Consider the following 26,970-nt stretch of genomic DNA (forward strand, 5'->3'; position numbering starts at 1 on the left):
GGCAGCCTTATGAACCAGAAGATTGTACTTGTGAGCGGATGCCGCACGGCGGTCGGGGAATTCCTCGGCGGGCTTTCCACCGTGAACCAGATCGACCTGGGCGGCATTGTGGTGAAGGAAGCGGTGAAGCGCGCGGGGATTGATCCGGCAATTGTGGATGAAGTGATTGTCGGGAATGTCGGCCAGATCGCGGAGAGCGGATTTATCGGCCGCGCGGTCATGCTGAAAGCGGGTCTGCCAAAAGAAACGACCGCTTACAGCGTCAACCGGCAGTGCGGCAGCGGCATGCAGGCGATTGTTGACGGCATGCTCGAGATTCTGACCGGCAACGCGGAGGTGGTCGTGGCCTGTGGGACTGAAAACATGTCGCAGGCGCCCTATTATATCAAAAATGCCCGCACAGGGCTGCGCATGGGCCATCAGCAGCTGGAGGACGGCCTCATCGACCTGCTGACCTGGCCGCTTGGTCCATACCACAATGGCATGACCGCCGAAGCGGTCGCGGAGAAATTTGGCGTCACCCGCGAGATGCAGGACCGGTTCGCGCTGGAGAGCCAGAACAAAATGATCGCCGCGATGGATGCGGGCAAATTCAAAGAGGAGATTGTCCCGGTGCAGGTGAAACAGAAAAAAGAAACGCTGACAATCGACACTGACGAGCATCCGCGCCGCGGGCTTACGCTTGAGAAGCTCGCACGGCTGCGTCCAGCTTTCAAGGAAGGCGGATCGGTCACGGCGGCGAATTCCTCGGGTATCAATGACGGCGCGGCTGCCGTGGTGATGATGACCGAAGAAAAAGCAAGGGTGCTCGGCTGCAGGCCGCTGATGGAATTCGTTGGATACGCGGTAGCGGGATATGAGGACATCCTCATGGGTTACGCCCCATATTTTTCGACCCGAAAGCTGCTCAAAAAGCTGGATATGAACCTTGATGAGATCGACCTGGTCGAGCTCAATGAAGCGTTTGCCTCTCAAAGCGTTGCGGTGATCCGGGATCTCGGGCTTAACCCGGCAAAAGTGAACGTCAACGGCGGGGCGATCGCCATGGGCCATCCGGTCGGCGCGACCGGATGCATCCTCCCGGTCAAAATGATGTATGAGATGAAGCGCACCGGCGCGAAAACCGGCCTCATTACCATGTGCATTGGCGGTGGGCAGGGCATCTCCGCCATCTTCCGAAACCTTCAATAAGCCTTTTCTTCATCACTTTCCATAAACCGCGGGGGCGGGCCGGGAAATTTACTCCCCGGCCCGCCCCCGCGGCTCAGCGTGAAAGGTTTGCGTTAGAATCGCTTTTTCACCGGCAATTGAACCATATGGTCATTTTTTTCCATCATCCGCTCAAATAAGGCGTATTATATAGGGATAAAGAAGGCGGTAGAAAGAGGTATCGACAGAACTTCGACAAATCGTCTTGAAAAAGACTTTTATACGCAGAAACAGGAAGGGGTAAAATTTTATGCACACAAAGTTTGCGAAACGTGTCGGTCAGATCAAGTCCTCGGAAATACGGGAGATCTTGAAGGTAACAGAGCGGCCGGAGGTCATCTCGTTTGCCGGGGGGCTTCCCGCCCCGGAACTGTTTCCCGTTGAGGAAATGAGAGCAGCCTGTGACGCCGTTTTGAAAGAGTCCGGCGAGCAGGCGCTCCAGTACGGCATCACCCAGGGAAAACCTGCGCTGCGGCAGTGGATTGCCGAACGCATGAACGGCAAAGGCATCAAAACCGACGCGGACGGCGTGATGGTCCTCACCGGCTCCCAGCAGGGGCTTGACCTGACCGGTAAGGTCTTTATCGATGAAGGAGACGTCATCCTCACCGAAAGCCCGACCTACCTGGCGGCAATCAATGCGTTCAAGGCATATTCCCCGCGCTTCGTCTCGGCCGAGATGGATGAGGAAGGCATGATCATGGAAAGCCTGGAGGAAGTGCTGAAAAAAGAACCGGTCAAGCTGATCTACACCGTTTCGGACTTCCAGAACCCGACCGGCCGGACTATGAGCCTGGAAAGAAGAAAGAAGATTGTGGAACTGGCCAACCGTTACAATGTGATCATTGTGGAGGATAACCCGTACGGCGAGCTGCGTTTTGCAGGAGAAGCGGTCCCGCCGATCAAATCTTTTGACACCGAGGGCCGTGTGATCTATCTGAGCACCTTCTCCAAGATTTTCGCTCCCGGCCTGCGGCTTGGATGGCTCTGCGCCAGCCCGGAAATCCTGCAGAAATATATTGTCTTTAAAGAAGGCTCCGATCTGCATACCGACACCTTCTCCCAGATGATCGCCGCCCGGTACCTGCAGGACTTTGATATCGAAAAGCACATCGAGGAAATCCGCAAGGTCTATGGCTCCCGCCGCAACCTGATGCTCAAAACGATGGAAGAAACCTTCCCGGAAGGCGTGAAATTCACCCATCCGGAAGGCGGCCTGTTCCTTTGGGTGGAGATGCCGGAAGGCATCAATTCCCGGGATGTCTTTGCCGAGTGCATGAAGGAAGACATCGCGTTTGTTCCCGGCGAGCCGTTCTTTACCAACGGCAAAGGCCAGAACACCTTCCGTCTCAATTTCTCCAACATGCCGGAAGAACGGATCGTCGAAGGCATCACCAAGATGGGAAAGGTTCTGACCCGTGTGATCAAGGGCTGATTTTGGCCTTTAAGAACGCATTTTGCCGTGCCGTATCCAGATGGATACGGCACGGTGTTTTTGTCTCCCGCATCGGGCACACAACCTAAACGAGCCCCGCCGCCCGAAAATTTCCCGGGCGGCGGGGCTCGTTTTGAGGTCCTTTATTCTTCAAAAAGGGGCGTGCTGAAATACCGTTCGGCGGTGTCGGGCAGGATGGTGACCACTGTTTTGCCCGGGCCGAGCTTTTCGGCCAGCCTCAGCGCCGCAGCCACATTGGTGCCGCTTGAAATGCCGCACATCAGGCCCTCCAGCCTTGCGAGATTGCGCGCGGTTTCGATTGCCTCATCGTCGGTGACGATGTAAATGTCGTCATAAATTGCCTGGTTGAGATTATCCGGGATGAGCCCGTCGCCGATGCCCATCTGCAGATGGGTGCCGATGTTGCCGCCCGCGAGGATTGCGGCGTTTTCCGGTTCGACTGCCCAGATGGTCATAAGGGGATTTTCCGCTTTGAGCACCTCCCCGATGCCGGAGATGGTTCCGCCGGTGCCCACGCCGGAGCAGAAGCCGTCGATGGGGCCGTCCACATCCGCGAGGATTTCGAGCGCGGTCTGCTGTTTATGTACCATCGGGTTGGCGGGATTTGTGAACTGCTGCGGGACATAGACCCGCGGATCTTCCCGCGCCATACGCAGAGCGGTATTAAGGCACTCCTCAATGCAGGCGCCGATATCGCCGTCGTCATGGATAAGAACCACTTCAGCGCCATAATGCCGCACCAGCTTGCGGCGTTCCTCGCTCACTGAATCCGGCATAATGATGATGGTATGGTAACCCTTCACCGCGCCGATGAGCGCGAGCCCGATGCCCTGGTTGCCGCTGGTCGGCTCGACGATGATGGTTTCCGGGCCGATAAGCCCCTTTTGTTCCGCATCGGAGATCATATTGAACGCGGTGCGCGTTTTGATTGACCCGCCGACATTGAGTCCTTCATATTTGACGAGCACCCGCGCCATCTGCGGCCCGGCCATGCGGGAAAGCTGGATGATGGGCGTGCGGCCCATCGCATCAAGTACATTTTGATAGATCACTGCATTATTACCGCCTTACCTTGCAAAATCATTATCAGAACACAATAATACATTATATACCGAAAACCGAATTTGGGAAAGCGGTCTTTTGAAAAAAACAAAAGGTTTTTCCAATGGTTTTGGAGGATAAACAAAAACGGGCTGCCCGGATATTTTCCGGACAGCCCGCAAAGAGCTTGCGACTGCGCTTACAGGAAATCCTTGCGCACCGGCGTGAACACGTCGAGCAGCACCGCGTCGGTGACCGGGTAGGCGTTATGCAGCGCGTCCGACGGGACAACGATGCTGTCGCCCTCCTCCAGCACAAACAGATCCTCGCCGATCGAGTATTCGACCCGGCCCTTCTTGACATAGCTGACCTGATTGTGGGGATGGCTGTGAGGCGCGGTTTTTATCCCCGCTTTGAAGGTGAACTCCACCAGCATAATGTCGTCGTCATAGGCAAGAACCCGCCGCTCCTGGCCGGGCTGCAGTTCCACCGCCTTGACGTCCTGATAATGTACGGCCATATAGAATCCTCCTGAATGAAAAAATTGATTTGTTTTAGTGGTTTGCCGCCTGGTAGACGGCAAGAATGCCATTGTAATCGAGCTTGCGGAAAGACCCGATGGTGCGCTTGCCGAAGAAGGTGCATTTGACGCTCAGCTCGTCGAGCTCCTCGCTGGTGAGCGTCCGCCCAACCAGTTCCCCGATACAGGTCGGCATGCCGAGCGAAGCGAAGAACTGCACGGTGCGCGCGATACCCTCCAGCGCTGCCGTATTGTCGTCCATTTCGGTTACGCCCCAGACATTGCGCGCGTAACGGGCAAAACGGGAGGGATTGTCTTTATAAACATGGTGTGCCCAAGCTCCCCACATGGCGGCCAGAGTGGCGCCGTGCGCCTTGCCGAACATGGAGGAAAGCTCGTGGCCAAGCTGATGGGTGGCCCAGTCGCCCGCGTTGCCGAGCCCGGTGAGATGGTTGTGGGAGATGCTGCCTGCCCACATCATTTCGGAAGCCGCCTGGTAATCCTGCGGGTTTTCGAGCTGGAGCGGTCCAAAATGGATGGCTGTGCGCAGGAGCCCTTCGGCGATCTGGTCGGTCAGCTCGTTGCCGGTGATGGGGGAGAAATAGCGTTCCAGCGTATGCATGACAATGTCGGTGGCGCCGCAGGCGATCTGGAACGCTGGGAGCGTATAGAGCAGCTCCGGATTCATGAAAGCGACGACCGGACGGTTGAGTTCGGTATTGAGGCCGCGCTTGAGCATACCGTCCTCATTGGTGATCACCATGCTGGTGCTCATTTCACTGCCGGCCGCGGCGATGGTCAGGACCGAACCGACCGGCAGATGTTTTTGTGGGACAGCTTTCTGTTCAAAAAAATCCCACGGGTCGACCTCCGGCGCGGGCGCGGCCAGCGCGATTGCCTTGGACGAGTCGATGACGCTGCCGCCGCCGACCGCGAGGATGAAATCGACCTGTTCCTCACGGCAGAGCGCTGCCCCGGTGCGCACAAGGCTGAGCACCGGGTTGGGCTGGACGCCGCCGAGCTCAGTGAACGCGATTTCTGCTTCGGAAAGGGAATCCTTGACCCGGCCGAGCAGCCCGGAACGGATTACGCTGCCGCCTCCGTAATGGAGCAGGACCTTTTTTGCCCCGCGTTTTTTGAGATCCGCGCCTACCTTGTTTTCCGCGCCTTTTCCAAAGTGCACGCAGGTGGGGGAATAAAACTCAAATGCCTGCATAAACATTCCTCCTGTATCTTGCGTCCAGCACCGGTTTTGCGCACCGGGCCGGCGTTATTTTTTACCAATTTGACAATAGCACGCCAGGGGCTTTCTGTCAAGAAAACCGTGCGGCGAAAAGGCGCGGCGGATTGCCGCAAAATAATTTTGAACAAGCCGTAAAACCGGCGCAAATGCTCTTGCGTGCGCGGCTGGGTTGTAGTAAACTAGGTTAGAATATAAACCGGAAAGACGGAGGAGGGCTCTGATTGAAACATCTGATCGAACCGAAGGACCTCACCGACCAGGAAGTGGACGGCATTCTCGACCTGGCCGACCGGATCATTGCGGATCCGAAAACCTATGCCCACAAATGTGACGGCAAAAAGCTCGCCACGCTGTTTTATGAGCCGAGCACCCGTACCCGCCTGAGTTTTGAAGCGGCCATGCTCGAACTTGGGGGGAGTGTCCTCGGCTTCTCGTCGGCGGATTCCTCATCGGCCGCGAAGGGTGAAAGCGTGGCTGACACCATCCGCACCGTCCAGTGCTATGCTGACATCGTCGCTATGCGCCATCCGAAAGAGGGCTCCGCGAAGGTTGCTTCGCTGCACGCGGATATCCCGGTCATCAATGCGGGCGACGGAGGCCACCAGCATCCCACCCAGACGCTCACCGACCTGCTTACGATACGCAGACTCAAGGGAAGGCTCGACAACTTCACAATCGGGCTCTGCGGCGACCTCAAATTTGGACGCACGGTGCATTCGCTTATCCGCATGCTGCTGCGTTATCCGAATATTTCCTTTGTGCTGATCAGCCCGAATGAACTGCGGGTGCCGGACTACCTGCGCGAGGAGCTCGAAGACAAACAGGCAAAATTTAAGGAGGTCGAGCGGCTCGAGGAGATCATCGGCGAGCTGGATATCCTATATATGACCCGTGTCCAGCGGGAACGCTTCTTCAACGAGGAGGATTATGTCCGCCTGCGTGACAGCTATATCCTCGACATGGACAAGATGAAGATGGCAAAGGACGATATGATCGTGCTGCATCCGCTGCCGCGCGTCAATGAGATTTCGGTCGAAGTGGACAGCGACCCGCGCGCCTGCTATTTCAAACAGGCCCTCTGCGGCAAGTATGTCCGGATGGCGCTGATGCTCAAGATGCTTGGGCTCGACTAGGAAAGGGGTTTCATATGAACGTAGACAGCATTAAACGCGGCTTGGTCATCGACCACATCAAGGCCGGCAAAAGCATGGATATCTATAAGTTCCTGGAGCTGGACAAGCTCGACTGCAGCGTCGCGATCATTAAGAACGCCCGCAGCAAAAAGACCGGCAAAAAGGATATTATCAAGATCGAGGACAACATCGACATCGATCTTGACGTGCTCGGTTTTATCGATCCGGATATCACCGTCAACATCATCGACGATGGCCGCATCATTGAAAAGAAGAAGTTAACCCTGCCCGTTGAGGTCACAAACGTCGTGAAATGCAAGAATCCCCGCTGCATCACCTCGATCGAGCAGGAGCTGCCGCAGGTGTTCCGGCGGGTGACGGGCGGCTCCAAAGCGGTTTACCGTTGCATCTACTGCGAGCAGGAATACGATCCGCACAAATAAAACTTACAAAAGAAAGAGTGGAGATTTCTCATGGTAACGATCCAGATGGAAAACGGAAAAGAGATCAAGATCGAGCTTTATCCCAACGTCGCGCCGGTCACGGTAGAGAATTTCAAAAAGCTGGTACAGGAAGGCTTCTATGACGGGCTGATCTTTCACCGGGTCATCTCCGGCTTTATGATCCAGGGCGGCTGCCCGGAAGGCACCGGCATGGGCGGCCCGGGCTACCAGATCAAAGGCGAATTTGCCCAAAACGGCGTCAAAAATGACCTCAAGCACACCCGCGGCGTGATCTCGATGGCGCGTTCAGCGCGTCCGGATTCGGCGGGCAGCCAGTTCTTCATCATGCATGCGGACGCTCCGCATCTTGACGGGCAGTACGCTGCGTTCGGCAAGGTGGTAGAAGGCATGGACGTGGTGGATGAGATCGCCGCTGTGCCGGTCGATTACAGCGACCGGCCGCGCACTGAACAGAAGATGGCCAAGGTCACCTACACGGAAGATTAACCACAGTCTCTCAAAACCAGAAGAGAAGGAAGGCCGCCGGCTTTTGCCGGCGGCCTTCCTTGAATTTCACATTATTTCGTAAGCGTGCCGTAGGGCGTTTCGAGCAGGAGCAGGATCTGCTCTTCCGCGCCGTTTTGCGCGTTCACATAGATGAGCAGTTTTTCGCCGTCCGGCGCGGTGGTGAGAAATTCGTAGGTGAGCACCTCTCCCTTGCCGCTTGTGGGGATGAGCGCGAGCCGGTTTGACAGTACGGCGAGGTCGGGGTTTACCGACGCCTGTGCCTGCTCCGCCGTGAGGGCGGGCGGTGTGATGGCGCGGTCATAATGGTTATTGATATAACCGCGCGCGTCGAAAAAGACGGTCCCGCCGTCGTCAAGGGCGATGCCAACCTTGACAAGATCGGTGTAAAGGGTGATGTCACCGTTCATCGCGGCGTAATTGATCGTGCAGACGCCGTCGATGGTCTCGTAGTAGGTTGCCCGCAGATTCTGAAGACCCATGCGTTCGAGGTAACGCCCGGCGTTTTCAAAAATGGAAGCTTTGTTGATACGTTCCTCATTCACATCGCGGGAGTTGACCATGTAGGCGGTAAGGCCACCTGCCTTTGTCACAGCGGCGTTGATGCTCCCTTTTTGGAAAGTATAACAGGGCATATTGGAATTTTCATCATCCGCGCGGGTCAGATCGCCGGGGTTGACCATGGCGGCGCGGGCGGCAATTTGCAGGGCCTGTTCAGGCGTGACCGCAGCCAGGCCGCGCGTGAGCTTCGGCCGCTGGGTCAGCAGATGGTCGGAGAACGGACCATCATAAATGAGGGTGGGATAACCGGTCATCGTCTGTTCGATATCCTCAAAGCCGGCGGAGAGACTGCGCGGCATGGTGCCCTCGGTGCCGTCCCCCTGGCTGGTGCGCATGGCCAAAACTTCAATCTCGCCGTCGCGCACCCGCTGCTGGAGGATATCGATATATTCGGTCAGGCTGAGCGCATACCGGCGCAGCGCCTGTGCGTTTTCCTTTTCTTCCTCGCTGAGCGCCCCGCCGGAAGCCACCTTTTTCGAGAGCGCCATCGCATAATCCCCCACCTGAGAGAGGAATTTATAGGTGGCGTCCATATGCAGGTCGCTGACAGGCAGGGTGGAAAGGGCGGATTTTGCGCCGCCGCTCTCCCGCCAGATGCGCGCGGACATCTGTGCGAGCTGGCCACCGGTGCCAATATACTGCCCCTTGTCCAGATCGGTGGAGATATTCGTCAGATAACTTGACAGTTCTCCAAGCGAACGTTCATAGGTGTTTTCGAGCTGACCGCGGTAGTCGGCCGCTGCGGCGTTTTGCTGCCAGGCAACGCCGCCAAGGGTGAGCATCCCAGCAGTGGTATAGCTGATGACGCGCACCAATACGCGCCGTTCAATAAAGAGTTCCATAGGGCACCTCCGGATAAAATTCCTGCAATTCGATGGAAACTGTTATACGTAAAGTTATTTTGTGAATAAATATTGAAAATATTATGATCCATATGGGCATTTGGTTGAAAAGAACGGCGAATTCATGTATAATATAACAGATAATGGGTTGATATGACCTTCGCCGATGGGGGAACGATCAAAAATGGAACAGAAAATGGCATATCTTGACAATGCCGCGACCACGCGCGTCTGCCAGGCTGCCGCTGAAGCCGCAGCGCGGATGATGCGGGAGTGCTTTGGCAACCCGTCCTCGCTGCACGCTTTGGGTGTTGCCTCTGCGCGTGAACTTATGAAATCGCGGGAAGCGGCTGCGGCGCTTTTGGGCTGTCAGGAGGAATGTGTGGTTTTCACCTCCGGAGGCAGCGAATCGAATAACCTCGCCATTTTCGGTGCGTCGCAGGCAAAAATCCGCCGCGGCAAAAAGATCGTAACCACCGCCGCCGAACATTCTTCGGTCGCGGCGGCGATGAAACGGCTTTCAGAGACCGGTTTTCAGGTGACTTATGTCGCGCCGGATGCGTCGGGCTGTGTCGATCCGCAGGCAATCGCGGACGCGGTGGACTCGGAAACGACCCTCGTGAGCATGATGCTTGTGAACAACGAGACCGGCGCGATTTTCCCGGTGCAGGAGACGGCGCAGCTGATCCGCCGCAAAAATCCCGAAACACTCATCCATTGCGACGGGGTGCAGGCATTTGGCAAGCTGCCGCTTCGGGTGAGCCGGATGGATGTCGATCTGATGAGTGTGAGCGGGCATAAAATTTGCGGCCCCAAGGGTTCCGGCGCGCTCTATGTGCGGCGCGGCGCGCGGATACTGCCGCTCATCTACGGCGGCGGTCAAGAGCGGGGGCTTCGCTCCGGCACCGAAAGCCTGCCGATGATCGCGGCTTTCGGCGCGGCCTGCGCGGAGCTTTCCGGCAAGGTTCCGGAAAATCTGAAACGGGTGCAGGCGCTAAGCGGCATGCTGCGGGAGAAGCTCGCCGCCATCGAGGGCGTGCGGATCAATTCGCCCGAAGATGCGTCGCCCTACATCCTCAACATTTCGGTGCCCGGCTATCGGTCGGAGACGATGCTGCATTTTCTTGAGAGCCGCGGCGTCTATGTTTCGAGCGGCTCGGCCTGTTCAAAGGGCGCGGCCAGCCCGGTGCTTGAGGCGATGGGGCTTTCACCCCGCCTGATCGACAGCGCGCTGCGCGTCAGCATGATCTACGACACCACCCAGGAGGAGCTTCTCCAGCTCGTGCAGGGACTGCGGGAAGGCATCTCTTCGGTCGCGCACCGATGAACAAGAAAATACACAGATTGAAAATAGATTGGTTGGGAAAGAAATGAAAGAACTCATCCTGCTCAAATGCGGCGAGCTGGCCCTCAAAGGCCTCAACCGCCACACCTTCGAGGACGCGCTCATCAAAAACTGCCGCAGACGGCTGGAAAGCCTGGGAAAATTCCGTATCTACAAGGCGCAGTCGACCATCTACGTCGAACCGCAGGCGGACGATATCGACCTGGATGAGGCGGTTGACCGCCTGCAAAAGGTGTTTGGCGTGGCGGCGCTGACCCGGGCGGGAATCGTCCCGAAGGATTTTCCACAGATCCGCGCGTTTGCGGTGGAATATCTCCGGCGGGAGCTCTCGCGGGCAAAGACCTTCAAGGTGGAGGCCAAGCGTTCGGATAAGGCGTTCCCGATGAAGTCGCCGGAGATCTGTATGGAAACCGGCGCTGCGCTGCTTGAAGCGTATCCGCACCTGAAGGTGGATGTGCACCATCCGGATGTGACTGTCTACGTTGAAATCCGCGAGGTGGCCGCCTATGTCCACGTCGACCAGCTGCCCGGCGCGGGCGGTCTGCCGGTTGGAACAAGCGGCTCAGCCGCGTTGCTCATCTCGGGCGGCATCGACAGCCCGGTGGCGGGATACATGATGGCCAAACGGGGCCTGCGGCTGATCGCGGTGCACTTCGTCAGCCCGCCGTACACCAGCGAACACGCGCTCGAAAAGGTAAAAACCCTTTGTAGAAAGCTGACTCCTTGGTGCGGACGGATCAGCCTGTTTGTTGTACCGTTTACCGAAATGCAGGAGGCGATCCGCGACTGCTGCCCAGAGGAATATTTCACGATCATCATGCGCCGCTGCATGATGAAAATTGCGGAGCGGATCGCGCTGGAAAACGGTTGCGAAGCGCTCATCACCGGCGAAAGCGTCGCGCAGGTCGCGTCCCAGACGGTGCAGGCGATCGCCTGTACCGATATTGCCTGTCAAATGCCGGTTTTACGGCCGGCCATCGGCATGGACAAGGACGAAATCGTGAGGATCGCGTATAAGATTGACACCTTTGACACCTCGATTCTTCCGTATGAGGACTGCTGTACCGTATTCACCCCGAAGCATCCAAAAACCAAACCGCGTCTGGAACAGGTGCTCCAGGCGGAAGAACACCTGGAACTTGACACGCTCCTGCAGAAATGCATCGACGGCACAGAATCGGAAATGATCGGCTGATGACCCGAAGCCGGATACAAGGAGGTGGGGTATTTGATCGCTGAGATCATCGGCGTGGGCGCGGGCCTGGCGGCGCCCGGCATGCTCGACGAAAATACCCGCTTGATCGCCCGGGAACTGGAAGCGTGTGAAATCCGCGTCAACCATTCGGTTCCGGTGGGCGTGAACGTCCCGCAGCTGCGGCGCGCGATTGCGCAGGCGCTCGGGCGCAGTGACGTTGTGATACTTTTGGGCGGGCTTTCGGCCGGTGCGGACGGGATCACCAAGGAGACCGTCTGCGAGGGTTTGGGCAAACGCCTTGTTTTACATGAGGACAGCCTGCGGCGTATCCGCGAGGCCTATCAGCGCGCCGGGCGGCAGATGCCGCAGCAGGTGGCGCGGCTTGCAATGCTGCCCGAACAGAGCGTGGTGTTCCCGGGTGTGCGGGGCATCACGCCCGGCTGCGCGCTTTCCGCGGGCAGCCAGTATATCATTATGATCCCCGACACGCCAAAGGAATTTGTTCCGATGCTGCAGAACAGCGTTATCCCGTATCTGGCGCGTTTTTCGGAGGCGGCGGTCGTCACCCGGACGGTCAACGTCTTTGGACTGGATGAAACGTCCGCGGCGGAGAAACTTGGGGAGCTTTTGCGGTCGGAAAACCCTGCGGTGACGATCCACCAGAACAAAGGCGAGCTGTTGGTGCGGATCACCGCGCGCGGAAAAAATAAGCGCGAAGCCACGGCTGTCAGTATGCCAATGCTTCAGAAGGTGGTAAATTTCCTGGGCGAAGCGGCTTACGGAACCGACCAGAAAAATCTGCAGAGCGCGGTGGCAAACCTGCTTTTGGAAAGCCGCATGCGCGTGTCCGCGGGGGAATCGGGAACAGGCGGGCTGCTGGCCGACTGGTTCACGGCGCTTTCGGGCGCGGAAGGAATTTTGCGTTTCGGCGTTTCAGCGAATACCGGAAAGCTCAAAGAAGAATCGCTGCACGTCCCGAAAAAACTCCTCCGGAAATTTGGTCCGGTCAGTGCGCAGACCGCGGCGGCAATGGCCGCGGGCGCGATGCAGGAGGGCCAGTCGGAGCTGGGGGTGGGGATTACAGCCGGCGTGGGTGAGGAACCCAAAAAGACCGGGCTCATCTATGTGGCGGTCTGCGACCGGGAGAATGTCTGGGTCCAAAAGCTTGATCTGCCGAAAAAATCCGAGCCGGATTATATCCGGTATATGGCCTGCATGGCGGCGCTCGACCTCTTGCGGCGGTACATAATGGCTCTGCCTGGAAGGATGGAAGGCGCGTCCAGCCGTAAAGCGGCCGCGGCGGGAAAACTCGCGGCAGTTTTGGAACGGGAATCGGGAGACGGCCAGAAAAAGCGCAAAAATGGGAAAAAACGCCCGTGGTATGCAAAGATATTCCCGGTAAAAGGGGACGACGGAGCGGAGATTGTGCGCAAGCTGATCCTGCTTCTCGCAGTGGCAATTTTTCTCACATCGATTGGGTATCTCGGGAATTTCCAGCTCCAGTCGAAGCGCAACAAATCTCTGCAGAGCGACCTGGAAACGATGTATGTGGAGGGTATGAGCGAACAGGACGCGACCGAACTGGAGATCCCCGACAATTATCCGGAAGGCTACCAGAAAAAATTTGCAAATCTTTATAAGCTCAATGAGGACGTTGCGGGCTGGCTCAAAATTCCCGGTACCAACGTGAGTTATCCGGTCGTGCAGTATGAGGACAATGATTACTACATGCGCCGGGACTTTAACCGCAAGCCGAGCAAATACGGCGTCCCGTGGCTCGAAGCGGCGGACGAGATGAACCCGCAGAGCGCGAACTACGTCATTTACGGCCACAATATGACCGACGGGCAGATGTTCGGGGAGCTTATGAACTATAAAGGCCAGAACGGCCTTACCTTCCTGCAGGAGCATCCGATCGTAGAGTTCGACGATGTCTATCGCGACAATACCTATAAGATTTTCTCAGTCTTTATCACCAATGCAAAGTCGCAGTACGGGGAAGTATTCTATTATAATGAAGCAACCGATTTTGCGGATGACGCGGCATTTACCGCATTTGTGCAGGAGGTCAAAGACCGCTCCTACTACGATTCCAATGTGGATGTGCAGCCCGGTGACCATCTGATCACCCTGTCGACCTGTTCGTATGAATTCGGCCCGGTTTCCGATGACGCGCATGTGCGCACCGTCATTGTGGCCCGCAAGGTGCGCCCGGGTGAAAAGGACGATGGCAGCGATGTCTCTTATCAGTGGAACCCGGACTATAAACTTCCACCGGGCTTTGTAACAGGCGGCACGGCGGCGGTGCAGGCCGCCGCGCCCGCGAGCATGCCAGCATCGGCGTCATCGACTCCGGCATCGTCCGCGCCGGTGACGGTGAATACCCAGACCGCCGCCGCACAGGCGGAAGCTGCGAGCAAGGCGGCGTCCGACGCGGCGGCCAGCAAAGCGGCAGCGGAGGCCGCGAGTAAGGCGGCGTCTGACGCGGCGGCCAGTAAAGAGTAAGGCGGCGTCTGACGCGGCGGCCAGTAAAGCGGCAGCGGAGGCCGCGAGCAAAGCGGCGTCCGACGCGGCGGCCAGTAAAGCGGCAGCGGAGGCTGCGAGTAAGGCGGCATCCGACGCGGCAGCCAGCAAAGCGGCAGCGGAGGCGGCGCAAGCGAGCCGGCAGGCCGCCGAGGAAGCAAGCCGGAAAGCTTCTGAGCAGGCGGAGTCCAGCCGTATCGCCTCTGAAGAAGCGGAAGCAAGCCGCCAGGCTGCGGAAGAAGCGGCTCGCGCGGAAGAAGAGGAGGATGACGAAGATGAGGACATCCGGACTTCCGGCAGCGGCAGTGACAAGCTGACCATCGTTTCGGGCGGCAGGAAAGTGAGCGGCAGGGCGGACGATATTGTGGCCAAGGTCGTCATGAACGAAATGGGGACAGGCTTCAATGATGAGGCGCTCAAAGCGCAGGCGGTCGCGGCTTACACTTTTATCAAGCAGCAGAACGCCAGCGGCATCACCCCGGCGCTCGGGACAAAAAACCCATCCAGCCAGGTGCAAAACGCCGTGGATGAGGTGATTGGGGAAGCGGTCTACTATAAGAACAACCTCGCGTTCACTCCGTTTTATGCGACCAGCGCAGGGGTGACGATCTCGTCGAAGGACGTGTGGGGCGGCAGCTACGCTTACCTGGTGCCGGTCGACAGCGAAATTGACGAGCAGGCCCGCAACTATGAATATACCGTCACAATGACGGCGGATAAGGTGGCCGACCGGGTGGAGGATGTGCTGGGGGTGGACCTGTGGGACTTCAGTGACGACCCGGACGACTGGTTTGATATCCGCAGTTATACCGAAGGCGACCGTTACGTCAAGGAAATCAAGGTCGGAAAAAAGACAACCACCGGACGGGTGGTGCGCGAGCAGGTGCTTGGCCTGCGTTCAGCCGCGTTCGAGATTGATTACAGTGACAGCACGGAAAAGTTCACCTTTACGACCTATGGTTACGGCCACGGCGTGGGAATGAGCCAGACCGGCGCAAATCTTTATGCCAATGAGGAGGGCTGGGATTACGAGGAAATCCTGACCCATTATTATCCCGGCTGTAAGGTGAAATAAAAAGATGAAAAGAAGGCGGGGCCGCTGCCCCGCCTTCTTTTGTGCGCTTTTGGTGATGCGGATATTGCAGGGCAACAAAAAATGAATTTTCTAGAAATTTCCCCTCCACAAGGAAGGAAAGATGTGCTATAATTATAAACTGATGTTAGCAAGTTCATTTACATAAAGAGGATGGTTATGAACATATTGAAGAAACTTTTACGCGGCATTTATTATTTTTGTGTAGGGGTCAAATCCTCCTGCTGTGACTTTTACGAATGGTACATCGACAACCGAAGCATTCCTGGTTTCCTGCGCAACAAGGTGGCGCTCATCGTGATGGCCCTTGTGATCGTAGGTGCGGGATGGGGGCTTGTAGCGGCGATTGGCAGCGCTTCGAGCGGTGAACGGCATCAGCTGCCGTCCTCTTCCCAACAATCCTCTTCGTCCACAGTTTCCGACAGCGGGGAAAGCAGCGCTTCTGAACCCGCTGCGTCCCATGAAGCGCCGTCAGATGCGGATTCAGCCGTTTCGGACGCGTCCTCCGAAGCTGTTCCTGCGCCTTCCGAGAGCACACCCGAAGCAATCGACGCGATGGCCAGTGCTACCCGGTATACCCCATTCACCGCGGAGGAGCTGACCGCCGCGCTTGCCGAACGCGCAAAGAGTTATTATGAGCATCCGGTATTTATCCCGCCGGCAGCGGGCGATATCGCGGGCTGGAAAGAAGTTAACCCGGATGTGGTCGGCTGGATTTCCATCTCGAACACCAACATCAACTACCCGCTGGTCATTGGCCAGTACACCGACTATTATACCCACCGCGGCTATTATAAGGAAACCAGCCGCAACGGCGTCATCTGGTTCGATTCGGACACCCGTTTTGACGCGCAGGGCAATATCACCTCGACCAACGCGGTGCTTTACGGGCATAACTGGACCAACTGCTGGCGGCCCACCCGGGTCGGCAATCCGAACGATGTGATGTTCGCGCAGCTGGCCGCTTACGACCACGCCGACTTCACCGCCCAGAACCCGTATATCCGGATTGCGACGCTCGGAGGGGAAAGCCTCTATCAGATTTTTGCAGTCTTCTATACCGATCTGAGTTTTGGATACAACTATGCGGAACGTCCTGGCAACGGCATGATGAACATCATCAACACCGCGAAGGCCAAGAGCATCCACAAGCTGGATGTTCCGGTAACCGCATCGGATAAGATTCTGACCCTGTCGACCTGCACACGCGTAATGGGCGCGGGCGACAACCAACGCTTCGTGGTTATGGCCAAGAAGATTTCCTAGCAGGAAAAAACAGAAGAACGGCTCCCGATGCCTGACCGGGAGCCGTTTTTTGAAAAAGGAGGCGGGGACCTTGCTGAAAGAGATGATTTTTGGGCTGCTGCGCCCGTTTTTAACCTTTTATGCCATACTGCGTTACAAAAATATCTGGGGACTCAAACAGTATCTGCAAACCCATCCAGGTAAGCTCATGAAGCTCACCTACCTGCATTACTTTATGCGGCGCGGCAGCTTTGTAGGCCTTTCGAGTGAAATTGCGGGAACACCGTGTTTCCCGCATGGAATTCAGGGCATCTTCATTTCCAATTCCGCAAAACTGGGCAGGGATGTGGTGATCTTCCAGCAGGTGACGATCGGCTCGAATACCCTGCCGGACAGCAAGAACCCCGGCGCGCCGGTGATCGGGGACAATGTCTATATCGGCGCGGGCGCCAAGATCATCGGCGGCATCAGGGTGGGGGACAACTGCCGGATCGGTGCGAACGCGGTGGTTTATACGGATATGCCCGCCAATTCGGTCGCGGTCTGTGCGCCGACCCGGATCCTGCAAAAGGAAAATCTGGACAACACCTACATCACCCGGCTGGACGGGGAGGAATATTATTTTCGCGGCGGCCGGATGCACCGGAGTGAAAAAGCGGAATAAAAGTAAATAATGGGCCGCCAGCGAAAGCTGGCGGCCCATTTTGTCATTTTGCGTTTCGCTGGGAAAGCAGCAGGTCGATGAAACCGTTGACCAGCCGCCGTTCGGAAGGCGAACAGGTTTCGAGTTTCTGGATGATGTCGCTGCTCAGATATTCCGGGCTGGCGGTGCCGGTTCCAAGCAGGATCTCATCCGGCGTGACCGAAAGCGCGTCACAAAGCTTGACGATGGTTTCAAGGCTTGGGATTGAACGGCAGGTTTCGATATGGGAAATGAAGTTGTTGGTCAGGTCGGCCATTTCCGCAAGTTTTTCTTGGGTAAGGCCGCGCTTTTTTCGGATTTCTGCGATGCGCCTGCCCATCAGATTGTAATCGATCGTCAAATCAATCCCCCCTCAATCAAATTTTACAGGAACTGGGTCTGATAAACACAAAATATAAGTACAATAGTACTTGTATTTATAATTATTCTAAGTTATAATACGATTATACTTTTGGTTATAATCAGAGGAGAGAAAAGACACCGGGAGGAGACTCCCGGCGGGGACAAAATTCGGGAGGCCAAACATGGTGAAATGGAAAAACACACAGCGCGGGCCCTTTTGCCGCGGCATCGGTTTCGCGGTTCTGGCCGCGCTTTTACTGTGTGCGGTGACGGTACAGGCTTCGCTTCCCGATACGTCTTTGTCCGCCGAGAAACGCGAAACGCCGCAAAATAGCTGCGCCGCGCTTTGCTCCATTGACAGTGAACCGGTCCGGCTGGCGGTTTTCTATTCGCGGGAGCGCGCCTCCCGTCCGGACAGCTTTCAGCTGTCGGGTGTTTCACTGGCGGACCGCCCGGACGGGAAGGGCTGGCTGATCGCGGTAAAGTTTTCGGTGCAGGAAGCAGGCGGGATGAGGGTGAACCGGGCGGACTACTATGATTACGATAAAAACGGCGGGAATATCACGCCGCGAGCATAAAAAAAGAGGCTGCCAGTCGATACGCAGCCTCTTTTTGATTCAGGAGAAACACAGGGAAAGAAAAATTTATTATTCAACGACCTTGCCCATGGCTTTGAGCGGATCGACCCATTTTCCATCCGACTTCATGGCGAAATGCAGATGCGGATCGAGGGAAATTTCGCATGGGATATCACCGATTACGCCGATGGCTTGTCCAACCTTGACTTTGTCTCCCTGTTTTACAGTGACATCTTTTGCAAGTCCGCAGTAAACAGAGGTGACGCCGTCCTCATGCAGGATTTCAATGGTCATGCCCCAGAGCGGATCGTCGCGCACAGCGGAAACCTTGCCGTCACTGGCGGCTTTGACCTGGGTGCCTTTGTCCGACTTGATGTCGATGCCGTCGTGGGTGCGCCATTCCTTCAGAGTGACGTTTTTCACAAGCTCACCGTTGCTGTACGGTGCGAAGATCTCTCCAGAGATCGGCAGAACGTAGGAGGAGGGCTGCGGCGCCGGCTGCGCGGCGACCTCTTCGGATTGCTTTTGCTCCTCGGAGGATGCTGCCTGCGAGGACGAAGATGCTGTAGCAGAGGAGGACGAGCTGGACGGCACTTTCACGTCGTTTTGTGCTTTTCCGGCCTCCTCTAAATCGGGGAAACCATATGCGGGCTCCTTGGAAGCAGCCGGGGCCTGTTGTTCGATGATCTGGCTGTTGCTGTCGTCGATTCGGGAAATGGTCTTGTCAACAGCGACCCACGCTGCGGTGCCGGCACCCACAACGCAGATTGCAAGGGCGATGTAAAAGCCTTTGCCAGCCATAAATTTACTGAATTTGCTTTTTGGATTATAGGAATCATTCATAATGTGGTTAACACCTCCGGTATTATTTTGAACGGGCGGGATTGCGTTTATACCATGCCAAACTTTTCTTTTGATCCTTTTTTGTCCATGATTTTCCTTTTTCTTTGCCTTGTCCGGGTCCTTCTGCAAAACCTCCCTTACCCCCACAAAAAACAGCAGGACGGCGAACAGCTTGGAGAGCCACTCGGTTCCGAGGAAGTTTCCAATCCAGACCCCCGCGAATACCATCGGAAGCCCGGCCGCGATCGAGAGCCCCGCAGCCTTCCAGCTGACGAGCTTGTTTTTCGCGTGCAGGATAAGCGACAGCACCGCAATGGGCAGAAAGAAGATCAGGTTGATCCCCTGCGCGGCGAACTGGTCGTAACCACCATAGACTCGCAGGTAGAGCAGCAGGACGGTCCCGGCGCCCATGCCGAGCGAACCGAGCAGCCCGCTTGCCAGCGAGACCACCCCAATAAGCAGCCAGCTCATTGGAAAAGCAGCCGTACGGCCGAATAGAGCACGATTCCCCCAAACACCCGGTGCAGCCAGACCGTTTTGATCTTCGGCAGCAGCCAGGCGCCGATTCCAGCGCCCAGAAGCCCGAGCGGCAGAAACTGTGCGGCGCTCATGAGATCCATGTGGCCGAACGAAAGGTAGAGCATGCTGCTCACGGCCGAAAGCGGCAGGATCACCGCGATCGAAGTGGCGTGGGACTTTTCAGCAGGCAGGCCGTCCTTGTGCAGCATCGGGACGACGACCATGCCGCCGCCCGCGCCAAACAGGCCGTTTAAAAGCCCGGCGACCGCGCCGGTCAGGAGGAATTTGCACTTCTTCAGGGGGAACACTCCTTTTGCGGAAAAGTTGGCGGTAGAACTCTCAGCAGCATTTTTGCAACAAAAAAAGACGCTGCATGGAACTAGCATTCCATACAGCGCCTCTCTTATGCAGTTTTAAAATTTATTTGGTGCCGAAAATCCGGTCGCCGGCGTCGCCCAGGCCGGGCACGATGTATTTGTTTTCGTTGAGTTTTTCATCCAGCGCACCGCAGTAGATCTGCACATCCGGGTGCTTTGCCGTAAGCGCTTCGATGCCTTCCGGCGCGGCGATGATGCACATGAATTTGATGTTTTTGCAGCCGTGGGCCTTGAGCTGGTCGATCGCGTCAATCGCGGAACCGCCGGTTGCGAGCATCGGATCGAGCACGATGATATCCCGCTCTTCGATATCGGCAGGCAGCTTGCAGTAATATTCAACCGGCTCGCAGGTGTCATGGTCGCGGTACATGCCGATGTGGCCAACCTTCGCAGCGGGGACGAGCTGTAACAGGCCGTCCACCATACCGAGCCCCGCACGCAGGATCGGAACAAACGCAATTTTGCGCCCGGAGATGACATTTGCCTTTGCAATGCAGATCGGGGTCTCGATCTCGACCGTCTTGGTCGGCAGGTCACGGGTAGCTTCATAGCACATGAGCATCGCGACTTCGTTGATCAGCTCGCGGAACTCTTTGGAGCCGGTGTTCTTGTCGCGCAGGAGGGTGACCTTGTGCTGGATCAGCGGATGATCCATAATAAACGGTTTGTTTGCCATAATAAACGTCCCCTTACTTTCATGATTCAGATCGATTTATCGGTTCTCGATCACAGTCAGTTTATCAATGCGGCGCTGATGGCGGCCGCCTTCAAATGGAGTATGTAAAAATACGTCGACCAGTTCGATGGCAAGCCCCGCCCCGACCACACGACCGCCCATACACAGGGCGTTGGCGTCATTGTGGGCGCGGGTATATTTTGCGCTGAAATAATCCGAACAGCAGGCCGCGCGGATACCTTTCACCTTGTTGGCGGCCATCGAAATGCCGATGCCGGTGCCGCAGAAGAGCAGCGCCTTTTCACATTCGCCGGAAACAACCGCATCGCATGCGGGAAGGGCCATATCCGAATAGTCACAGGAAGCTTCGCTGTAGGTGCCAAAGTCCTTATAAGCGATCTTCTGCTCATCCAGCCAGCGCCGGACCTCCTCCTTGAGGGCAAATCCGCCGTGATCGGCAGCCAAAGCTATCATTGTCTCCATCTCCTAATCCAATCTGCAGTTTTAAGCATTCTTTTGTTTTGCCAGCAGTTCCCGTTCCGCCTGCGGCAAACGCAGGTAGGCGGGGGCCAGCGCATCCGGCGCGACCGTGCCGCCCCGCGCGGCAATCCGCTGCGCGGCTAGCGCCACTCGCGGCAATCCGCTGCGCGGCTAGCGCCACTGAAGCGGCGCGCGTGAAGCGCGCTGCGGGCGAAACGAGCCCCAGTCCGGGCAACTCGTCTTTGAGAATAGTATAGCACATTTTTGCGCCGTCTCCAACCAGCAAAACACAAGTTCCGAGATTTTTCAGCCGCGTGGAAAGCTCTTTAATGGTGATCGCCTCATCGGGCGCAAGGCGGATGAGCACGCCGTCCTTCCAGCGGAAGAGCGCGGTATAAACCTGCGAGCAGCGCGCGTCGAGCACCGGCGCGACCACGCAGTCCGGCCCGCAGAGGTTCCATGCGAGCGCCTCCAGCGTCGAAACGCCGGCACAGGGCTTTTCCAGCGCGTGTGCCATGCCCTTGACCGCGGAAAGCCCGATGCGCAGCCCGGTGAAGGAGCCCGGCCCTTCGGTGACGGCAAAGAGGCCGATTTCTGAAAGCGCAACGCGGGTCTGCGTAAGCAGGCTCTCGACCATCGGCATGATCGTCTGGGAATGGGTGAGGTTTACATTCCCGTAAAATTCCCCGAGCAGCTTGTCGTCCTCCAGGATGGCGCAGCTTGCCGACTGGGATGAGGTGTCCAGCGCAAGGATTTTCAAAACCGTTCCCCCTCGATGGTGATTTCCCGGGTGTTGTCGTCGATCCGCGCAAGGGTCAGCGCGATCGTCCCGGGCGGCAGCGCCGATTCAATGTTTTCGCTCCATTCGATGAAAAGCACGCCGCCCTGGTCGAGATAATCGAAAAATCCAGTGGAGTAGAGCTCGTCGAAGCCGGAGACACGATACATATCGAAATGATAAAGCGGAATATTACCATTTGTATATTCGTGAACCAAAGCAAAAGTGGGGCTGGACACGTCGTCCACAAGCCCCAGTCCGCGAGCCAGTCCGCGTGCAAAGGCGGTTTTGCCCATGCCCATGCCGCCCCGGCAGGCGACGACGTCGCCCGGGCGCAGCTCGGCGGCAAAACCGGCCGCGAATTGTTCGGTTTCAGCGGTGGAATGGCTGGTGAAGGTGATCAATGCGCTGGCCTCCAAAAAATATAAAGTTTTCGCCCGCCTTTTTCAAAAAGCGGCAGGGCGGCGCCTTAGAATAGACCGGAGATGTGCCCGTCCGCGTCGACGTCGATGCCGAAGGCGGCGGGTGCTTTCGGCAGGCCCGGCATGGTCATGATGTCGCCGGTGAGCGCCACAATGAAGCCCGCGCCGGCCGAGAGCCGGATCTCCTTGACGTTGATGGTGAAGCCCTTCGGGCGGCCGAGCTTCGCCGGGTCGTCCGAGAGGGAATACTGGGTCTTGGCCATGCAGACCGGCAGGTCCGCGCAGCCGAGTTTATCAATTTCCGCAATCATCTTTTCCGCGGCGGCGGAGTAATTCACCCCGTCCGCGCCGTAGATTTCCTTGCAGATCGTCTCGATCTTCGCCTTGACCGGCAGCGCCGTGTCATAAAGGGTGTGGAAGTTGGCCGGGTCTTCGCAGGCGTCGATCACCGCTTTCGCGAGCGCGACACCGCCTTCGCCGCCCTTCGCGAACACTTCGGACAGCGCGAACCGGCAGCCGGTCTTGGCGCAGAAATCGGACAGCACCGCGATCTCCTCATCCGTATCGGTCCCGAAGCGGTTGATGGCGACCACGACCGGCACGCCGTATTTCTGCATGTTCTCAACGTGTGCTTCCAGGTTCACAAGCCCTTTTTTGAGCGCTTCCACGTTTGGCTCGGAAACCTGGGATTTCGGCACGCCGCCGTTATATTTGAGCGCACGCATCGTGGCGACCAGTACGATCGCACTTGGCGCGATGCCCGCGAAGCGGCATTTGATGTCGAGGAACTTCTCAGCGCCGAGGTCGGAACCGAAACCCGCCTCGGTGATCGTGTAGTCAGCCAGCTTGAGCGCCAGTTTGGTCGCCCGAATTGAGTTGCATCCGTGCGCGATGTTTGCAAACGGGCCGCCGTGCATCAGGGCCGGCGTATTTTCGAGCGTCTGCACCAGGTTCGGTTTGAGCGCGTCTTTGAGCAGGGCTGCCATCGCGCCCTGTGCCTGCAGGTCACGGGCGTAGACTGGTTCATTACTATAAGTATAAGCAACAAGAATATTTCCTAAACGTTTTTTCAAATCTTCGAGATCGGATGCCAGACAGAGGATCGCCATGACTTCGGAAGCGACCGTGATCATGAAGCCGTCCTCCCGCGGCACGCCGTTGACTTTGCCGCCAAGACCGACGATGACGTTGCGCAGTGCACGGTCGTTCATATCGAGGCACCGTTTGACCAGAATCCGGCGCTGGTCAATTCCGAGCGAGTTGCCCTGCTGCATATGGTTGTCAAGCAGTGCGCAGAGCAGGTTGTTGGCCGAGGTGATCGCGTGCATGTCACCGGTAAAATGCAGGTTGATGTCCTCCATCGGCACAACCTGTGCATAGCCGCCGCCCGCCGCGCCGCCTTTGATGCCGAATACCGGCCCGAGCGACGGTTCGCGCAGCGCGATAATTGCCTTTTTGCCGAGCTTCTGCATCGCCTGGCCAAGGCCCACGGTGGTGGTGGTTTTGCCCTCGCCTGCCGGAGTGGGATTGATTGCGGTCACAAGCACCAGCTTGCCGTCCGGCTTGTCCGCCAGGCGGGAATAGATGGATTCTGCGAGCTTCGCTTTGTAGCGGCCGTATGGCTCCAACTCGTCCGGAAGGATTCCGAGCCGCCCGGCAATTTCACTGACCGGCAGCATTTTGGCGCTTTGTGCAATTTCGATATCGCTCTTCATCAGATGACTTCCTTTCCTTCTGCTATTTACTGAATAGATTCTTTAATGTGTGCATATAGACCGACAGCACCAGCCCGATGCCCATATAGGAGGCGAGCACGGACGAACCGCCCGACGAGAGAAACGGCAACGTGATGCCGATGACCGGGAGCAGCGAGAGGCACATGCCGATGTTGACGACCACCTGGAAGGAGATCATTGAAAAGACCCCCACGCAGATGAGCTTGCCCTGAAGGTCCTGCGCCATCTGCGCGTCCGAAAGGACCCGGACGCAGAGCAGCGTGATCACCAACACCACGGCAAGGCTGCCGACAAACCCAAGCGACTCCCCGATAAATGAAAAGATAAAGTCATTATGCATTTCCGGAACATACCGGTGGCTGCCGGAAAAAATCCCCTTGCCCCAGACCTTGCCGGAACCGATCGCAAGATTGGCCCAGTACTGCTGGTAGTAATCCCCCTGCGGGTCGGCGGCATGCGGCTGCAAAAGGATCAAAAACCGCTGCCTCTGGAAATCGCTGAGGATAAAGAACCAAATAAAAGGAAAGGCGGCAATCGCCGCGGCGATTGCACCGGCAATATATTTCCAGTTAATCCCCGCGGCAAAGACCATCCCGGCAAAGATCACGGCAAACACCAGCGCGGTGCCGTCATCCCCCTGGAGATGGACGAGCAAAATCGGCGCAGCGCCGTGCGCGCAGACGGCGAGGATGTTGTGCGGGCGGTTCAACTGCTCGCGCAGGATATGCAGATGGTAGGCAAGAGTGATGATAAAAGAGATCTTGAGAATTTCGGTTGGCTGGAAGGTAAAGCCGCCGGGCAGCACAAACCAGGATTTGTCGTCCGGGCGCAGCTCGGCTCCGACCCCAAAAAAGAAGGTCAGGATCACCAGCAGATAGGCGAGCGGCGCGTGCAGTTTCCACAGGCGGGCCATCTCGTGATAGTCGAGCTTGGAAAGGATGATCGCGGCAATGCCGCCCAGGCCGGTGGCGCCGATCTGGACGAGTATTTTGCGCAGGCCGATGTCGACCAGCCCGGAATAGGCGATCCCACAGATGAGCACGACGCTGAAAGCGGAAAGGGAAAGGCACAAAAACCAGAGCCATTTATCGGTCTGCCGGATATATGAGGCAATGGAACGAAAGAATTTTTTCATATGCAAATGCTTTCCGGCCTGAAGGAATTTCCCTGAGGCCTTGCGGGAGGACTTTTTTGTCGAATGACCAATCCCTATTATATAGAATCCTCCGGCAAATTACAACCGGCAGCCCCTGAAAAAAGCGGAAAACGGGGATTGGATTATCCGCTCCTGAAGGGCGTCCGCTTCCTTGACAGGAGACGGGACAACGCGGGTGAAAACAGATGGAAAAGCGAAAGCTGCTTGGTTAGGCAAAAATCTGCGCGGGACGAATCTTTTTACGCCGCGCATTTCGACATATATCGCCTGGTTAATTGACATTTTCCATTTTTATGATAAACTTATTTGGTATAGGTACACAGATCGCTGCGCGCAAAAATATATTCGGACAAAGGATGAAACAGCCATTGCTTTTCTGATGGCTCAGCGGATATTTCTTGTCAGTTCCATCTAAAGAAATGTCCTATGAGGTAGAGATAAAATGAAATACGATAAATTTCAATATGACAGAATATTTGAAATTTTAAAGAACAAGATCGAATCCGGCTTGATGCCAAAAGGCACTGCGCTCCCCTCCTATGCCGATCTTTGCAGGGAGTACAAAGTCTCCAATAAAACGATACGCCGTGTGGTAGCAATGCTGATTGAAGCAGGGCTGATTGAGACGAAAGAGCGGCAGCTTTCTGTGGTTATTTTTGATCAGGCAAACCCGGAGAGCAATTCTGCGGATAATTTGGAAAAACCCGATATCCCGGTTATGACAGATATCCTAAAAACAGCGGAAATTCTCTGCTATCCGCTCATATGCCATGGGATTTCTCTGTGCGGCAAGAACGATTGGGATATTCCCGAAAAAATAGTTCGGCAATTGAATCCCAAACAGCCAAAACTCTTTTGGAAAAACTCGAAACGATTCTGGCGGTTTTTTATTGCCAGATGCGAAAATGAGTTAAGCCTTCATGCGGTTGACGCTCTCGGCTTTTTAGAACTGGAATATAGGGAAAGCAATTTTGGATCGCGTGTCGCATATCAGCGGGCGCTCATCGATTTTATAAACAAAAGCAGAATCGCGACTCCTGCAAGCGATGTGATCAGAAATTTCCTTACAGAGATTCACAGGATTACGATCTCACGGCATGATTTTCAATGTTACGTTCCCGCCGATTCCCCCTTTCGTATCGGTGTTCAGGGCCTTGATAAATGGATGAAAACAGCGGAAGTGCGTTATTCCAGCATATATCTGGATATTCTGGGACTTATTGCTATCGGCTATTATCAGCCTGGAGACAGGCTGCCGTCTCATGCTCAGATGCAGAAACAATACGGCGTCAGTGTGAACACGACTACGCAGGCTATCCAATGCCTGCAAAAATGGGGAGTTGTGGAAGCAACTCGAGGCAGAGGGATTTTTGTATCTGCCAATATACACGCGTTAAACGAGATCCCTTTGGACCCGCGGTTAATCGCCAGCCACATCAGAAGGTACTTTGAGTGTTTGGAGCTGCTTTCCCTTACGGTGGAAGGGGTAGCTTACCATGTTGCGAATCATGCCTCCCGCGCACAGATGCAGGATTTCATTCGGAATTTGGATGCCGCGAAAAAAAACATGGATTTATATCAGCCAGCGCCGATTATTCTGCTGGAATTTTTGACAGAGCAGATTCCATATGAAGCGCTGCAATCAATCTATCGGATTATACTCAAGAACTATCGAATTGGCCGAAAGATACCGGGACTGATAAACAGCGCCAATGCATCTGGAAAACTTGAGATACACCGCAAGTGTGTAGAAGCTGCAAACACACTGCTTGTCGGAGATCAAAGCGCGTTTGCAAAACAAGCCTCGGAAATGTTCGCGTACACCCATCGGCTTATCATTCAAGAGTGCAAAAGACTGGACTACTGGAAAACAGTTAAGGATATCTATGACGGCTCTCAGCTATGGAAATAATTTTTTGGTGAACCCGGAAATATATCTGGTACAAATGTGGCGGGATTCTATGCCGAGGGGGCCGGAGGAACAAA

Annotated in this window: 27 protein-coding genes; 14 read left to right on the forward strand and 13 right to left on the reverse strand. The window is 56.2% G+C overall.

Annotated features, from left to right (window positions below; translation table 11 throughout):
* The first annotated feature begins 9 nt into the window (after window positions 1–9).
* The gene (locus tag BN4275_RS01365; RefSeq protein ID WP_066452844.1) at window positions 10–1,191 is read left to right on the forward strand and encodes a thiolase family protein; all 1,182 of its coding nucleotides are present in this window, start codon (window positions 10–12) and stop codon (window positions 1,189–1,191) included.
* Window positions 1,192–1,459: 268 nt separating this feature from the next.
* Window positions 1,460–2,644: an aminotransferase-like domain-containing protein gene (locus tag BN4275_RS01370; protein WP_066452845.1), complete on the forward strand. Its 1,185-nt coding sequence runs from the start codon at window positions 1,460–1,462 to the stop codon at window positions 2,642–2,644.
* Between the two features lie 143 nt (window positions 2,645–2,787).
* On the opposite strand, the gene cysK is transcribed toward BN4275_RS01370, so the two are convergent.
* The 3 genes from cysK to BN4275_RS01385 all read right to left on the reverse strand — a co-directional run bounded on the left by cysK (window position 2,788) and on the right by BN4275_RS01385 (window position 5,442).
* A complete protein-coding gene (gene cysK / locus BN4275_RS01375) occupies window positions 2,788–3,717 on the reverse strand; it encodes a cysteine synthase A (RefSeq protein WP_066452847.1) in 930 nt (309 codons plus the stop codon).
* Window positions 3,718–3,905: 188 nt separating this feature from the next.
* Complete coding sequence (locus tag BN4275_RS01380) at window positions 3,906–4,226, reverse strand: cupin domain-containing protein (protein ID WP_066452848.1); 321 nt, start codon at window positions 4,224–4,226, stop codon at window positions 3,906–3,908.
* Window positions 4,227–4,260: 34 nt separating this feature from the next.
* The gene (locus BN4275_RS01385) at window positions 4,261–5,442 is read right to left on the reverse strand and encodes an iron-containing alcohol dehydrogenase (protein WP_066452850.1); all 1,182 of its coding nucleotides are present in this window, start codon (window positions 5,440–5,442) and stop codon (window positions 4,261–4,263) included.
* Between the two features lie 248 nt (window positions 5,443–5,690).
* Between BN4275_RS01385 and pyrB the strand changes: the two genes are divergently transcribed.
* Genes pyrB through BN4275_RS01400 form a run of 3 tightly spaced genes read left to right on the forward strand, consistent with a single transcriptional unit; the run spans window position 5,691 to window position 7,552 of the window.
* Window positions 5,691–6,602, forward strand: a complete 912-nt coding sequence (gene pyrB, locus BN4275_RS01390) for an aspartate carbamoyltransferase (RefSeq protein WP_066452852.1) — start codon at window positions 5,691–5,693, stop codon at window positions 6,600–6,602.
* 14 nt (window positions 6,603–6,616) lie between these two features.
* Window positions 6,617–7,045 carry an aspartate carbamoyltransferase regulatory subunit gene (locus BN4275_RS01395; RefSeq protein ID WP_066452854.1) on the forward strand — a complete coding sequence of 143 codons (429 nt, stop codon included), beginning with the start codon at window positions 6,617–6,619 and terminating at the stop codon, window positions 7,043–7,045.
* Between the two features lie 30 nt (window positions 7,046–7,075).
* Window positions 7,076–7,552 carry a peptidylprolyl isomerase gene (locus BN4275_RS01400; RefSeq protein ID WP_066452857.1) on the forward strand — a complete coding sequence of 159 codons (477 nt, stop codon included), beginning with the start codon at window positions 7,076–7,078 and terminating at the stop codon, window positions 7,550–7,552.
* A gap of 71 nt (window positions 7,553–7,623) precedes the next feature.
* Here BN4275_RS01400 and ypeB read toward each other — a convergent pair whose 3' ends face one another.
* Entirely contained in the window at window positions 7,624–8,973 is a 1,350-nt protein-coding gene (ypeB, locus tag BN4275_RS01405) for a germination protein YpeB (RefSeq protein WP_066452861.1), read from the reverse strand.
* A 184-nt stretch (window positions 8,974–9,157) separates the two neighbouring features.
* On the opposite strand from ypeB, the gene BN4275_RS01410 reads away from it, so the two are divergent.
* The 6 genes from BN4275_RS01410 (at window position 9,158) to BN4275_RS01435 (ending at window position 17,038) form a co-directional block, all read left to right on the forward strand.
* The gene (locus BN4275_RS01410; RefSeq protein WP_242863530.1) at window positions 9,158–10,300 is read left to right on the forward strand and encodes a cysteine desulfurase family protein; all 1,143 of its coding nucleotides are present in this window, start codon (window positions 9,158–9,160) and stop codon (window positions 10,298–10,300) included.
* Window positions 10,301–10,343: 43 nt separating this feature from the next.
* Window positions 10,344–11,513: a tRNA uracil 4-sulfurtransferase ThiI gene (thiI, locus tag BN4275_RS01415; protein WP_066452863.1), complete on the forward strand. Its 1,170-nt coding sequence runs from the start codon at window positions 10,344–10,346 to the stop codon at window positions 11,511–11,513.
* Window positions 11,514–11,546: 33 nt separating this feature from the next.
* Complete coding sequence (gene srtB, locus BN4275_RS01420) at window positions 11,547–14,018, forward strand: class B sortase (RefSeq protein WP_066452865.1); 2,472 nt, start codon at window positions 11,547–11,549, stop codon at window positions 14,016–14,018.
* Between the two features lie 358 nt (window positions 14,019–14,376).
* Window positions 14,377–15,111 (forward strand): SpoIID/LytB domain-containing protein, encoded by a 735-nt coding sequence (locus BN4275_RS01425; protein WP_066452867.1) that lies wholly within the window; start codon window positions 14,377–14,379, stop codon window positions 15,109–15,111.
* Window positions 15,112–15,288: 177 nt separating this feature from the next.
* Window positions 15,289–16,395 (forward strand): class B sortase, encoded by a 1,107-nt coding sequence (locus tag BN4275_RS01430; protein WP_066452869.1) that lies wholly within the window; start codon window positions 15,289–15,291, stop codon window positions 16,393–16,395.
* Window positions 16,396–16,465: 70 nt separating this feature from the next.
* Complete coding sequence (locus BN4275_RS01435) at window positions 16,466–17,038, forward strand: serine acetyltransferase (protein WP_202614979.1); 573 nt, start codon at window positions 16,466–16,468, stop codon at window positions 17,036–17,038.
* 43 nt (window positions 17,039–17,081) lie between these two features.
* Here BN4275_RS01435 and BN4275_RS01440 read toward each other — a convergent pair whose 3' ends face one another.
* Window positions 17,082–17,417: a helix-turn-helix domain-containing protein gene (locus tag BN4275_RS01440; protein WP_066452870.1), complete on the reverse strand. Its 336-nt coding sequence runs from the start codon at window positions 17,415–17,417 to the stop codon at window positions 17,082–17,084.
* A 184-nt stretch (window positions 17,418–17,601) separates the two neighbouring features.
* Here BN4275_RS01440 and BN4275_RS01445 point away from each other — a divergent pair, with 184 nt between their 5' ends.
* Window positions 17,602–17,997 (forward strand): hypothetical protein, encoded by a 396-nt coding sequence (locus tag BN4275_RS01445; RefSeq protein WP_066452871.1) that lies wholly within the window; start codon window positions 17,602–17,604, stop codon window positions 17,995–17,997.
* Window positions 17,998–18,066: 69 nt separating this feature from the next.
* Here the strand turns inward: BN4275_RS01445 and BN4275_RS16865 are convergent, their stop codons facing one another.
* The 8 genes from BN4275_RS16865 to BN4275_RS01485 form a co-directional block, all read right to left on the reverse strand.
* The gene (locus tag BN4275_RS16865; RefSeq protein ID WP_079987988.1) at window positions 18,067–19,311 is read right to left on the reverse strand and encodes a TSUP family transporter; all 1,245 of its coding nucleotides are present in this window, start codon (window positions 19,309–19,311) and stop codon (window positions 18,067–18,069) included.
* Entirely contained in the window at window positions 19,308–19,745 is a 438-nt protein-coding gene (locus tag BN4275_RS01455; RefSeq protein WP_242863532.1) for a sulfite exporter TauE/SafE family protein, read from the reverse strand. The genes BN4275_RS16865 and BN4275_RS01455 overlap by 4 nt, the downstream gene beginning before the upstream one ends.
* A 34-nt stretch (window positions 19,746–19,779) precedes the next feature.
* Window positions 19,780–20,412 carry a uracil phosphoribosyltransferase gene (gene upp, locus BN4275_RS01460; protein WP_066452873.1) on the reverse strand — a complete coding sequence of 211 codons (633 nt, stop codon included), beginning with the start codon at window positions 20,410–20,412 and terminating at the stop codon, window positions 19,780–19,782.
* Between the two features lie 36 nt (window positions 20,413–20,448).
* Window positions 20,449–20,895 carry a ribose 5-phosphate isomerase B gene (rpiB, locus tag BN4275_RS01465; RefSeq protein WP_066452874.1) on the reverse strand — a complete coding sequence of 149 codons (447 nt, stop codon included), beginning with the start codon at window positions 20,893–20,895 and terminating at the stop codon, window positions 20,449–20,451.
* The gene (gene tsaB, locus BN4275_RS01470; RefSeq protein ID WP_161940168.1) at window positions 20,819–21,652 is read right to left on the reverse strand and encodes a tRNA (adenosine(37)-N6)-threonylcarbamoyltransferase complex dimerization subunit type 1 TsaB; all 834 of its coding nucleotides are present in this window, start codon (window positions 21,650–21,652) and stop codon (window positions 20,819–20,821) included. Before tsaB ends, rpiB begins: the two co-directional genes overlap by 77 nt.
* Window positions 21,649–22,074, reverse strand: a complete 426-nt coding sequence (gene tsaE, locus BN4275_RS01475) for a tRNA (adenosine(37)-N6)-threonylcarbamoyltransferase complex ATPase subunit type 1 TsaE (protein WP_079987990.1) — start codon at window positions 22,072–22,074, stop codon at window positions 21,649–21,651. Before tsaE ends, tsaB begins: the two co-directional genes overlap by 4 nt.
* A 65-nt stretch (window positions 22,075–22,139) precedes the next feature.
* The gene (locus BN4275_RS01480) at window positions 22,140–23,807 is read right to left on the reverse strand and encodes a formate--tetrahydrofolate ligase (RefSeq protein ID WP_066452876.1); all 1,668 of its coding nucleotides are present in this window, start codon (window positions 23,805–23,807) and stop codon (window positions 22,140–22,142) included.
* A 22-nt stretch (window positions 23,808–23,829) separates the two neighbouring features.
* Entirely contained in the window at window positions 23,830–24,963 is a 1,134-nt protein-coding gene (locus tag BN4275_RS01485; RefSeq protein ID WP_066452878.1) for an FtsW/RodA/SpoVE family cell cycle protein, read from the reverse strand.
* A gap of 196 nt (window positions 24,964–25,159) precedes the next feature.
* Here BN4275_RS01485 and BN4275_RS17105 point away from each other — a divergent pair, with 196 nt between their 5' ends.
* A complete protein-coding gene (locus tag BN4275_RS17105) occupies window positions 25,160–25,399 on the forward strand; it encodes a hypothetical protein (RefSeq protein ID WP_154018785.1) in 240 nt (79 codons plus the stop codon).
* A 27-nt stretch (window positions 25,400–25,426) separates the two neighbouring features.
* On the forward strand, window positions 25,427–26,896 hold the full coding sequence (locus tag BN4275_RS01495; RefSeq protein ID WP_066452882.1) for a GntR family transcriptional regulator: 1,470 nt from the start codon (window positions 25,427–25,429) through the stop codon (window positions 26,894–26,896).
* The last annotated feature ends 74 nt before the right edge of the window (window positions 26,897–26,970 follow it).

Origin of the sequence: Anaerotruncus rubiinfantis (genome assembly GCF_900078395.1) — a bacterium.
GTDB classification, from domain to species: domain Bacteria; phylum Bacillota; class Clostridia; order Oscillospirales; family Ruminococcaceae; genus Anaerotruncus; species Anaerotruncus rubiinfantis.